At 44.2% G+C, this 12224-nt stretch carries 9 protein-coding genes; 8 read left to right on the top strand and 1 reads right to left on the bottom strand.

Annotated features, from left to right (window positions below; translation table 11 throughout):
* Positions 1–57: 57 nt before the first annotated feature.
* The 5 genes from L6I86_RS09635 to L6I86_RS09615 all read left to right on the top strand — a co-directional run bounded on the left by L6I86_RS09635 (position 58) and on the right by L6I86_RS09615 (position 7906).
* Positions 58–1887 carry an FAD-dependent oxidoreductase gene (locus L6I86_RS09635; RefSeq protein WP_236286634.1) on the top strand — a complete coding sequence of 610 codons (1830 nt, stop codon included), beginning with the start codon at positions 58–60 and terminating at the stop codon, positions 1885–1887.
* Positions 1844–3460, top strand: coding sequence for a tannase/feruloyl esterase family alpha/beta hydrolase (locus tag L6I86_RS09630; protein ID WP_236286633.1), 1617 nt, complete (start codon positions 1844–1846; stop codon positions 3458–3460). Before L6I86_RS09635 ends, L6I86_RS09630 begins: the two co-directional genes overlap by 44 nt.
* 27 nt (positions 3461–3487) lie before the next feature.
* A complete protein-coding gene (locus tag L6I86_RS09625; protein ID WP_236286631.1) occupies positions 3488–5047 on the top strand; it encodes a response regulator in 1560 nt (519 codons plus the stop codon).
* Entirely contained in the window at positions 5044–6822 is a 1779-nt protein-coding gene (locus L6I86_RS09620) for a sensor histidine kinase (RefSeq protein ID WP_236286628.1), read from the top strand. The genes L6I86_RS09625 and L6I86_RS09620 overlap by 4 nt, the downstream gene beginning before the upstream one ends.
* A 166-nt stretch (positions 6823–6988) precedes the next feature.
* Entirely contained in the window at positions 6989–7906 is a 918-nt protein-coding gene (locus L6I86_RS09615) for an aldo/keto reductase (RefSeq protein ID WP_236286930.1), read from the top strand.
* A gap of 75 nt (positions 7907–7981) precedes the next feature.
* Here L6I86_RS09615 and L6I86_RS09610 read toward each other — a convergent pair whose 3' ends face one another.
* Positions 7982–8902 carry a hypothetical protein gene (locus L6I86_RS09610; protein WP_236286627.1) on the bottom strand — a complete coding sequence of 307 codons (921 nt, stop codon included), beginning with the start codon at positions 8900–8902 and terminating at the stop codon, positions 7982–7984.
* A gap of 137 nt (positions 8903–9039) precedes the next feature.
* On the opposite strand from L6I86_RS09610, the gene L6I86_RS09605 reads away from it, so the two are divergent.
* The 3 genes from L6I86_RS09605 (at position 9040) to L6I86_RS09595 (ending at position 12123) form a co-directional block, all read left to right on the top strand.
* Positions 9040–10017, top strand: a complete 978-nt coding sequence (locus L6I86_RS09605) for a protein kinase family protein (protein WP_236286624.1) — start codon at positions 9040–9042, stop codon at positions 10015–10017.
* A 70-nt stretch (positions 10018–10087) separates the two neighbouring features.
* Positions 10088–11842 (top strand): sensor histidine kinase, encoded by a 1755-nt coding sequence (locus L6I86_RS09600; protein ID WP_236286622.1) that lies wholly within the window; start codon positions 10088–10090, stop codon positions 11840–11842.
* A 71-nt stretch (positions 11843–11913) separates the two neighbouring features.
* Complete coding sequence (locus tag L6I86_RS09595; protein WP_056615159.1) at positions 11914–12123, top strand: alpha/beta-type small acid-soluble spore protein; 210 nt, start codon at positions 11914–11916, stop codon at positions 12121–12123.
* Positions 12124–12224 lie beyond the last annotated feature (101 nt).

Genomic DNA, 12224 nt, shown 5'->3' with positions numbered 1-12224 from the left:
GGCTTCATCTCTTTCTGTCATTCTAAATGAAACTGATCGTGGGGGAGAATTGTAATGATGAGTGGAGATAACAAGGAACAACGAATTCAAACAGATATCCTCGTTGCCGGAGGCGGTATTTCCGGTGTTGTAGCTGCCATTGCGGCTGCGAGGAACGGTGCTAAGGTTACGCTTTGTCAGGATCGGTCTGTTCTGGGAGGCAATGCCTCTTCCGAGATCCGTATGCATATCGTCGGGGCGGCGCATTCCAAACGGGGGACAGCACTCGAAACAGAAGCAAGAGAAGGGGGCATCCTTGAAGAAATTCTTCTGGAGTGCGCCGTTCGCAATCCACAGCGAAGCGCTTCAATGCTGGATCTCCTCTTATATGAAAAGTGCAGAGCGGAACCGAACCTGACGCTGATGCTGAATACAGCCATTATCGGCGTGCGAATGGATGGAAACCGAATCGTGTCAGCTTCGGCAACGAGGGAAAGCACGGAACATAGCTTCGAAATATGTGCGAACATTTTCATGGATTGTACGGGAGACGGACGTCTCGGCAAAGAAGCAGGAGCGCGATTCACGACAGGTCGTGAGTCTTCTGAACAATATGGAGAGTCTTTCGCTGGGGCAGTAGCCGATACGTATCGGCTCGGTTCTTCGCTGTTATTTACGGCTCGAAACATGGGGAAACCAATGGCATTCATTCCCCCTGTATGGGCGAAACGCTATTCCGAAGAAGATTTGAAGTACCGCAGTCATGCTTCATGGGAATACGGTTATTGGTGGGTAGAGTTCGGCGGACTATTGGATACGATCTCCGATAACGAATTCATTCGTGACGAACTGCTGGCCATCATGATGGGCGTGTGGGATCATATCAAAAATAGTGGTCATCACCCAGAGTCTGAAAACTGGGCGCTTGATTGGTTCGGCTTCGTGCCTGGCAAGCGGGAATCTCGACGATTCATCGGTCAACATGTATTGACGCAAAAGGATCTGGAAGAATCGGTTCACTTTGAAGATGTCATCGCGTATGGGGGGTGGCCCATGGATACACATCCACCACAGGGGATTGAGGCCAAAGAGATTGATCCCTGCCATCAACCGCATACAAACAACGTATATGGTATTCCTCTGAGGTCATTGATCAGTGCGAATGTGGAGAATTTGATGTTTGTTGGACGCAATATATCCGCTACACATATTGCTTTTTCAAGCACGAGAGTCATGGCTACCTGTGGTGTAATGGGGCAAGGTGCGGGAACATTCGCCGCACTGGCGATTCAAGAAGGTATTTCACTTGAGATGGCGTATAAAAATCAAGAATTGATTCGGAAAACGCAACAACGGCTTATCGGGCAGGATGCGTTTCTACCTGGTATTCCGGCAAGCGATAACTTGTCTAGCCAAGCGACAGTTCGCGCTTCTTCCGAACAACCTCAAGGCCAAGCATCGAATGTAATCGACGGCTATACCCGTGCGATGCATGGCACAAATGGTGTTAGGCTGGATCTCGTCGTTCCTGGTTCCCACAGGTGGATGTCACATCCTGATGATCAAGCACCTTGGATTGAGTTAGCATGGGAAACACCGGTTTCCATCAGCGAGATCACCATCGTGCTGGATACAGGCATGCACCGGAGACTGACACTGACACAAGAGGATCAGCTGCATAAGAAAAATGAATGGGGACCGCAGCCGGAAACGTTGAAGGATTTCCGAATCATTGCTTATGCTGCGAATCCAGACGAAGCTGCTCGTCAAGTGATGAATATTCAGGATAATTACCAGCGGCAAGTAACACGCCATGTGGGGTTAGAGCAAGTAAGTAAGCTTCGATTGGAAGTCTTAAGCACCAATGGATTGGATCATGCTAGAGTATTTGAAATCAGATGTCATTGAAGTAAATAGGGTGGACATCTCTGAGGGGGACGGCATTTTGGAAGGAATATTTGAAAATGTTGACATACCAGGTTGTACGATTACGGATGTTCAAATGGTGACAGAAGGAAGTCTCACCTTAGCTGACGATAGGATAATTACGGATTTGCCAGCATTTTGCCGAGTTTCCCTCCAGCTGAAGCCAACCACGCAATCAAACATTCGTGTGGAGCTCTGGTTGCCACAAGAGTGGAATGGCAGATTCCTTGGGACGGGGAATGGTGGTAGTGCAAGTTATATTAGCTACAATCCACTTACATTTGGGGTTCGGCGAGGCTATGCGACGGCGAATACGGATATGGGTACCTCGCCAAATGCCTTTGAGGCGATTAGCCATCCGGAACGATGGGTGGATTTCGGTTATCGTGCAACACACGAGATGACGGTAGCAGCGAAATCGCTCATCCAATTATTTTACAATCGATCAGCCAGCTACGCTTATTTCATGGGTTGTTCAACGGGGGGGCAACAAGCGTTAATGGAAGCGCAGCGCTATCCGACTGATTATCAAGGCATCATCGCTGGGGCGCCAGCAAACAATCGCACTCACTTGCACACTGGGTTTTTATGGAATTTCAAAGCAACGAATCAAGGGACAGGCGCGCACTTTTCTAAAGAGCAAATGGCATTCATAACTCGTAAAGTAGTCGAACATGGACGGGGGAAGGATGGCGGTGCTCTCCATGGTGATAACTTCTTAACCGACCCAAGGCTTCTGCAATTCAACCCAGAGACGTTGGCGGCTTCACAGGGTGATGATGAGGGGGTTAGCCTCACCGACGAACAGATATCCGCATTGAAGCTGATTTATGCAGGTCCAACCAATCCAAGAACAGGCGAACGTATTTATACGCCACTACCATATGGAAGTGAGGATTGTGGGGGAGGGTTGGATCTTCAACAAGATCCAGAACGGTTACCGTCGTCCTTGTTATATCCATTTAATTGGGTGTTCGGGGCGGATTTCGATTATACGACATTTGATTTTGATCGGGATTTGGATACGTTGAATGAGCGATTAGCGCCGATTCTCAATGCGAATAATCCTGATGTCAGCGAGATGAAAGCTTTAGGTGGGAAAATCTTATTGTACACGGGGATGTCGGATCCACTTGTTCCGTATCAAGATGCACTCCATTACTATGAGCGAGTGATTGAACATCAGGGCAGCTTAGACCAAACCCAGGATTTCTTCCGGTTATTCCTTGTGCCAGGCATGGGCCATTGCGGAGGTGGACCGGGGTTGAATGATCTAGGCCAAGGCGGCCATTCGAATTTGCCTAGAGATCGTGAATATGACATTTTATCCGCATTAGTGGAATGGGTTGAGCATGGAAAAGCGCCGGAGAAATTCATCGCAACCGCGTTTAAAGATGGTTTTGCTCCGAATGGTATCAGCTTCCAAAGACCCATTTATCCGTATCCGAAGCTTCCCGAGTACGTCTCAGGTGACCCGAATTTACCTGCTAGCTATCGAGAAGTCGATCATCCTCGTGGCGGAGTTCTTATTCCAGCGGCAAAATACCTCGTTTAAATGATTTCAATGACAGGTGGTTGCTAGATGCATAATATACCGATTAAGGTTTTGATCGTAGATGATGAACTGCCGTTAAGGCAGGAGCTCAGATCCATGCCTTGGCATTTGTTTGGAGCCGAATTGGTGGGAGAAGCAGAGAATGGCGAAGAGGCTTTACAGCTTTGTGAGGAGCTGAAGCCGGATCTCGTCATCACGGATATCATTATGCCAATTATGGACGGGATGGACCTATTGCGGCAGGCCAAGCAAAGATTCCCATGCATTCAGTTCGTGTTGCTAACGTCACATAGTGACTTCCAGTACGCACAACAAGCACTAAAGCTGGGCGCTTTGGAATATGTGCTTAAGCTTACCTTCGAAGAAGAAGAAATGAAGGCAGCGGTGGACAAGGCTAGAGCAGCCATAAGACGAGAAAGTGATCTTCGAAGCTACGAGCGCGAACGGAAGCGTCGGGATATCTCTCAGCTTTTGAACACGATTGAGATGGGGGAAGCTGATCAGGCTAAAGGGTTATCGCAGCTATGGGAGGCTTGGTGTCGTGCAACTCCCTATTATCCTGTAAGACTTCATGTCGAAGTGAGAGAGGGGGATCGGTTCCATCTGCTGCATGAGCTTAAGATACAGTTAGAGCGATTGGAAAAAGAATCTTCTAATTTCTACTGGTCCCCGATTGGGGATCAAGATATTGTGTTCGTGTTCTGCAATCTTCATTCCGCTCTGGAAGCCTGTACACAAGCGGAGCAAGTTATGCGAGGGGTTTACCAGGCCTTGGAGAAGCGGTTAACGGATCCCTACGGTGGGATTCGACTATTGGCGGTGACAGGTGGATGCGTTAGAGAGCCTGAGGATTTAATTTCTTCTTTGCGCGCAAGTGTGATCACCGAAGTGATGAAATTTTATGACAGCTCACTAACTTCATTAACTGCGGACAAGGCAGCATCGGGACTTGCAGGGCCAGAGGATTCACCAGATGCAGATCAAATCATCAGCAAGTGGATAGACGTGGCGAAAGATAAGGAGAAAATACTGACATTTTTCCATGAAACTCTAGCGCCATGGGCGATGGCAAGCCGATTCGAACCAGAGAAGCTGATAGCGTTTATCCTACGAATCCGCGAGAGAGTGATTACCGTTCATTCTTTGCTTAGGCCAAGTGAATATGAGGCATTTACCGTTCAACTTCAGGGAGCTCCGACGTTTGTTCAATTGTTGCATGTATTAGTAAGGGAGCAAGAATCAGAGGCAAGTGGGATCCGAAAGATCAGAAATGACGTGCAGCTTGCTCAGAAAATCATCCTCACGCGACTTACGGAGGCGATTACGCTGACATCTATTTCCGAGGAAGTGGGTCTGAGCTCGTCCTATTTTAGCCGACTGTTTCGTGAAGAAACCGGAGAATCGTTCAATGATTATGTCACCAGGATGCGCATAGAGAAAGCGATGGAACTTCTTCAGACAACACAGTTGAAAGTGTATGAAGTGGCAGAGCGAGTAGGAATTCCTAGCTACCGTTATTTCTCCCAGCTGTTTCGCAATTGGACAGGCGTCGCGCCAAACGAATATAAGAGGGCTGATTTCAAATGAACAAGCTGATGTCGTGGTTTGGTGGCCAGAGTATGCTTGCGAAACACTTTCTTTTTCTGTCAGTGGGGACGCTGCTGCTACTGGGGGGGCTTACCTGGATTAATTTACGGGAAGCGGAGGATTTGTTTCGGAAGCAGGTGGTTTCTGACGCGCAAATCATTATTGACCGAACGAATCTCTATATGAATGCGTACTTGGACAATGTGCAGAATATCCTCATGCTGATTTCCACACGGGAAGATTTACTAACCGAAGTTAAGGAACATGAAGCGACAGAGATCCTTCGCAAATATGCAAGTATGAACAGCACCCTGTATCGATCCATATATTTAGTTCGTGAAGATGGCAAGGTGATGTCCAGTTCACAAACGACTTTTGAGATTATTGGCAACCCACACATCCAGAAGCTGCTTGAGCAAGCCAAGCAAACACAGGGGATGTTTATTACAGAGCCATACCAATCTCCGATGTCAGGCAAAACAGTGGCGTTCACGATGCCTCTAAGATCCGCATCAACGAGTTCATTTATTGGGATGGCGGTTGTTGAAATCGACCTCGTCCAATTAACCAATTTGTTGTCTCAGTTCATGAATACCAAAAATCAAACATTCTCCATCATAACGAATAAACGAAATGTCGTACAAGCATTTGAGGGTACACTGCCGAGTTCTTATCGCATGCTGCCTTACTACATTTCAGTTTTTCCGCCTGAATTAGATACTGTATTTATAGATGAGATGTCGGAGCTTTCACTAGGTGTGTCTGATATAGAGGGTCCACAAGGGAACATGGTAGCCGTGAAATCAGGCATGAATAAGCTGGGCTGGTATTTCATTGCCTTCTATAAAGATAGTTTCTTTTATCAACATATTCGCAGTCTTCATACGAACTTTACAACAGCCGGTGTTTTTTGGATTTTCATCGTACTGTCCAGTACCTATATGATAAGCCGTTATGTTACCCATCCGGTTCGTACATTGGTTGCCAAGATGGATCGTGTACGGGATATGGATGTGCTTCACAGCATTTCGGGGAGTGGCAAGGATGAGATTGGGCGTCTGGTTCTCAGTTATAACGCGATGATGGAGCGGATTCATCATCTGCTGCAGGAGACACGGGAATCGGAACGGCGGAAAAAACAATTTGAGTTAAAAATGCTGCAAAGTCAAATTGCCCCGCACTTTCTATATAACACGCTTGCCTGTATAAGTAGTTTGGCTAAGCAGCACAAAATCGATGAAGTCCGGGAAACCATTAAGGCGCTAGTAGGATTGCTGTCATTTAGCTTTGATAAAAGTACGGAGTTTGTCACCTTAGCGGATGAACTCGAAGGATTGCGCATGTATGCGTACATTCAAAAGGTGCGTTACGGTGATAAATTTACGATGACAATAGATGCGGAGCCGGAAACACTCCATACAACGATGCTGAAGCTGACGCTGCAACCACTTGTGGAGAATGCCATTTTCCATGGTTTGGTTCCGCTCAAACGGACAGGAACAATTCGTATCCGAACAAAGTGCGTCAAGCATAAACTCATTATTACCATAAGGGATACAGGTCTCGGCATGGATTCGGAGCAGCTTAGCAATTTATTTACAGAAAGACATAAAGCACCAAGTAAGCATCGCTTTACCGGAATTGGGATCATGAACGTTCATGAGCGGATTGTTTTGTATTTTGGACAAGAGTATGGACTATCGATTTTCAGCTTACCGGAAGTAGGAACGTTAATCCGAATTGAGATGCCGGCATCGCTGCATGCAGGGCAATAAAATTAGCAGTCAATTATGAGCGCGAAGGGGTTATTCTATTATGCTGAACGAGCGAATCAACCATTTCATACATTCTTGAATATGAGTTAACAATGTGTGACAATAGGAGAGGTAACTTAGGAGCAAGTAATAAGTGATGCAGTTTTGAAGGAGGAATTATTTTATGATAAAAACAATGAAACTTGGAACCAGTCCCTTAGAAGTTCCGGTTATTGCAGTAGGCTGTATGAGAATTAACTCGCTGGACAAGCTTGAAGCAGAACGCTTCGTCCAAGGGGCGATGGATATCGGTGCTAATTTCTTCGACCATGCGGATATATACGGTGGGGGTACTTGTGAGGAAATTTTCGCGGATGCGATCCATATGAACGCTAATGTACGTGAAAAGATCATTCTACAATCCAAATGTGGGATTCGAAAAGGAATGTTCGACTTTTCCAAAGAACATATTATGGAATCCGTTGACAATATATTGAAAAGACTCAAAACGGAATACTTAGATATTCTGCTTCTGCATCGTCCAGATGCTTTAGTGGAGCCTGAAGAAGTCGCTGAAGCGTTTGATCGCCTGGAAAGCTCAGGGAAAGTCAGACATTTCGGTGTTTCCAACCAGACGCCTCTGCAAATTCAATTGCTGAAGAAATCGGTCAAGCAGCCGCTTGTGGCGAATCAATTGCAATTAAGCATTACGAATGCAACGATGATTTCAAATGGTATCAATGTGAATATGCTGAATGATTCCGCAGTGGACCGTGATGGCGGTATTCTTGATTTCTGCCGATTGAATGATATCACGATTCAGCCTTGGTCACCTTTCCAATACGGATTCTTTGAAGGTGTATTTCTTGATAACGAGAAGTTCCCAGAGTTGAACTTGAAGATTGATGAAATCGCGGCGAAATATGAGGTATCCAATACGACGATTGCGATTGCGTGGATTCTTCGTCATCCAGCACGGATGCAGCCAGTTACTGGGACAATGAATATCAATCGATTAATCGATTGCGCGAAAGCTGGCGATATTCAGTTGACGCGTCAAGAGTGGTATGAGATCTATCGTGCGGCAGGAAATGTTCTTCCCTAGATCTGGCAATTGGAATGAAAAGAAGCTAAGCGGGTTGTGCCTGCTTAGCTTCTTTTTTATGACCGGTGTCATAAACTAATGTTTGGAAACCGTATCCAGTATTGTTCGGACATAGGCATCAATACTGAACCAGCGCGTATCTATGGTAACAGAGACTTTATTTTCTACCATGTCAATAGCTTCTCTTGGATGCAGCAGATCATATCTAGGGCTGTACATCTCGGTGAACGGAGGCAGATCATCTCGTCCCTTGGGAGCAATTGGCGTAGCACCTAGCAACTGAGCTTCGTAGAGCGCCAAGGTGAGACTACCGCCAATCGTGACAGATACCGCTGCTGTTGCTTTGGATAGTAGCTGATAATACTCAGCATGCGGAAGCCTTCCCACTTCAATGCCTAGTTCTCTCCACATGGCAACAGGATAATGGGACAAAGGTGTAACAGGCGAGGCGATTACGACGCGATATCCTAACTCCATAAATTCAAATGCCAAGCGGACGGAGAGATAAGGCTGATAAAATTCATTCATTCGGCCTGGGAAGACAATTAGTTTCTCCCGCTCATCAGAAGGTGTGATACCATTTAAGGTGGCATTCACATAGTCATGATCATAAGGAAAGCCCGCTGCGATTACTTCGACTTGTGAACCGGGAGGCAGGCAACGTTTGCCCCAAGGCACCATGCTTGGATTTGTATAGAAAATAGCTTTCAAAGAAGGATGACGGAAAATCCATAATGACTCTAAGTCTAACACGTTCGTAAAAGGATTCCAGACGTCATGTTCTTGAATATACAGATGCTGAGGAACTGGACTTGCTTCTTTGATCATATCAAATAGAGTGAAGCGTGTGATCAAAATAGGAGTCTGTGGGTCCTCCGGCAGCGTAGGGGAAAAGGTATAAGGGACTCCCGCGGAAACAAGTCCTTTTTTTAAACCGCTGAGATAATTGGGATACCACGCTGTTTGATCATTTTCGTCAACAAGTACATGTAACATGATAAGTAAGCCTCCATCGGGACTATGTATTAACTTTATATGCAAAATATATCATATTTTCTTGTGTATATCATGCCTATTCACTTATGTGATATGGTAAGTTTAAATTATGAGTAGGACTAGGACGGTGAAAAATAATGGCTGCTATGGAAGAGGAAATTTTCTTAGAATCTGGCAAAGTTCGTGACGGTATTCCGCATGAAAGAGAAGTTATCTACGTGGGTCGTAATGGTCAGAAGGTTGAGCGGATTCAAGTGAATGTAGATGATGCCATGACTAGCTTTATTTATAAACCACTTACGAACTATCCGAATAAGGGAAAAGAAGTATGGTTGCAAGCGAATTTATTCGTCCGAATTCCTGAGGTGAACATCCCCAAGATCCTCTACTTTTCTCAAGCGCTAGAGCCGGAAAAGGAATGGATGGTATTCGAAGATTTGGGCGAATTGGAACATAGTTTCAGCTGGGATATGATGTTAAAAACGTCTGAGTTCATCCCTTATTGGCATGTCTTGCCAACAAAGGTGCTACCTGAAGAATTTGAGGGACACACGCCGAAAACGAAGGAAATTCAAAGTTTTATTTTGGCTAAGGATATGCAAACGAAGCAATTATTCAAGAGTCTAGGAATTCTAGATGACCAATGCACTTACTTTTACGAGGATATCCTACACCAGGATCAACTTGAAAATGAAATCGTCATTTCGCACGGAGATTTGTATCCGTTAAACATCGCTGAAGTGAATAATCAAGTCTATATTTTCGATTGGGAGTATGCTCATACGAATAGCGTATTCTGGGATCTGTATACGTTGATGGACATTACGAGCCCGCAATACAGGCGATTGGTCATCGAGCAGAATTCACGTCTCGCAATTCTTGCTAGATATATCTCCGTTCGCGAGAACCTTCAATCTCCAACACAAGGCAACTTCATTATGGATTATCACAAATATAGTGCGTTGTATTCTGTGTGGCTGTTGCTTTTAATAGAAGAGGATATCGCCCAAGAAAAATTTGAGAAATCTGCTCTTTTGCGGCAGTATAATGAAACACTTGAGATTCTAAAAATCGTTCTCGGCTATTTAAAATACACCAACGGACAATTTTTTTAAAAAAAACTGCAAAATTCGACAAAATTGCTTTATAATAAGGATACAAAATGCTGTTGAGGGAGTCGTAAGCATGTTTTCATCATTAGACAAGTTCCCATTAAAAACAATATTAATTTTCTTAATCGCCATATTAAGTATGAATCTAACGTATTTTCAACATTCCAAGGTGCTTCTAAATAATCATCAAAAAGAGAAAATACAATTAGTGACTTCTACGATTTCTGCCGAACTTGGTAAGCAAAGTGAAGTAGAGGCAACTTATGATGAAATGCTGGGTCATGAACTACGGACCGCCTCGATTGTTATTCAGAAGACCTTGCATCCTGATTTCCACCAAGTTACGAACGAACAACTGGTCACCTTGGCGAAGGAATTGAATATTGAAGGGATAACGTTATTCGAGAGACGAGATGATGATTTTATTGGGGTAAGATCCTCGGATCCCAAAGAAATCAATGCAAGCTCGAAAACGTGGGGAATCGTATATTCAGCGCAATTACAGTTAACAGATCGCAAAAGTGTCGACGTAGGTACCGGCTTGACTCTCGAAAATTTCTGGAGTGGCCCCATTGATACAGCTTCGACGGATGCTGCAAATATCAGGAAGTGGGGAGAATATTACGACGGAACGACGAATTATATTATTAATCCCTATTTGGACGTATCAAGTAGTCTTGAACACTATCGCCAAAAAGTAGGTGTGGATGCAAGTATTCAAGAGCTCCTTGAAAATAATAAAGGAAGCTTAATTGAGATTGGTGTCCTAAATCCAGAAAAGATTTTTGATAAAACGCCAACACCAAATAATAGGGCTAGCTGGTATTCAGAGCGACTCTTATTAAACGGTAGTTATAAGTATAGAGACGGCTTAGAAGAGAGTAAAATCAAGGAAGCGTTGACTACTAACAGTACTGTTTTTTACAATGTGATTTTGAATGGGACGAACATTCTGAAAAGCTTTACACCGATGGTCACAACCAATCTGAAGTATAAGCGTGATGACCTGCCCAAAGTGGTTATGGTTGCAACCGATTACACGCAGATCGAGAAAACATTACATCAGCAGTTTCGTGAAGTTTTCATATTCATGAGCATTGTCACGTTACTAGTTTGCCTTGTTATTATCATTCTGTATTCAGTCACGCGGAAGAAGAATGAAGGAGCTGTGAAAACAGTTCAAGATGTGTATCTGGCCAATATTAATTCGATTGTTCAGTCGATCAAAGAACAGCGTCATGATATCATCAACCATATTACGACCATCTCGTGGATGATTAAATTGAAGAAATATGAAAGTCTGCAAGACTATATTGATCCTTTAATCCAAGAAGCGAAAATGATGGATAACAAAATTAAAGCGGTTGAAATTAATATTCCAGCATTAAGCGGAATTATCCAAGCAAAGTTGGCACAATCCGAAGTGCATAACATTGACATGCACGTTGATTTCAAAAATATGGAAAATTTGCGACTCACGACGATTAAGACCACGGACTTAGTCCGCATATTAAGCAATTTAATCGATAATGCGTTTGACGCGACGATCGAGCTGCCTGTTAACGAAAGGAAAATCAATGTGGTAGGCATTGTTCAAGCTAACCAACTCACGATTCAGGTGCAGAATTCTTGTAATCCCGTTACCCCAGACATACATACAAGAATATTTGAATCAGGCTTCTCGACCAAAAAAGGAAAGAACAATAAAGGCCTTGGTCTTCATATCATCAAACAGTTAATTGAACGCTATAAAGGAAGTATTGATTTCACAACGCAAGAGAATGGCGTAACGTTCTCCATCGTCATTCCTTTAAAACACGAAAAATAATAATTTGAATGTATAAGATTTCCTTACACTCCACATCCTATGTTTACACCACAAGAAGGAGTGATTTAGGAATGGCTAACAACAACACATTGCTAGTTCCACAGGCTAAAGCCGCTTTAAATCAATTGAAGTATGAAGTTGCGCAAGAATTAGGGATTGCCTTGCAACCAAATGGTTATAATGGAAACCTCCTTACACGCGACGCAGGTTCAATCGGTGGTACAATCACGAAGAGACTAGTACAAATCGCTGAACAACAACTGCAAGGCTTCAAACGCTAGACCATTGTTCTAGGTACATGTTTAAAAAAGACTGCAATCACTCTTGTTACTCGGGTGATTGGAGTCTTTTTTTTCTTTACAAATCAAATCGATTAGGGAAT

The sequence above is a fragment of the Paenibacillus allorhizoplanae genome, from assembly GCF_927798215.1.
In the GTDB taxonomy this organism is placed as follows: Bacteria; Bacillota; Bacilli; order Paenibacillales; family NBRC-103111; genus Paenibacillus_E; species Paenibacillus_E allorhizoplanae.
This window is presented reverse-complemented; position numbering and strand designations above follow the sequence as displayed.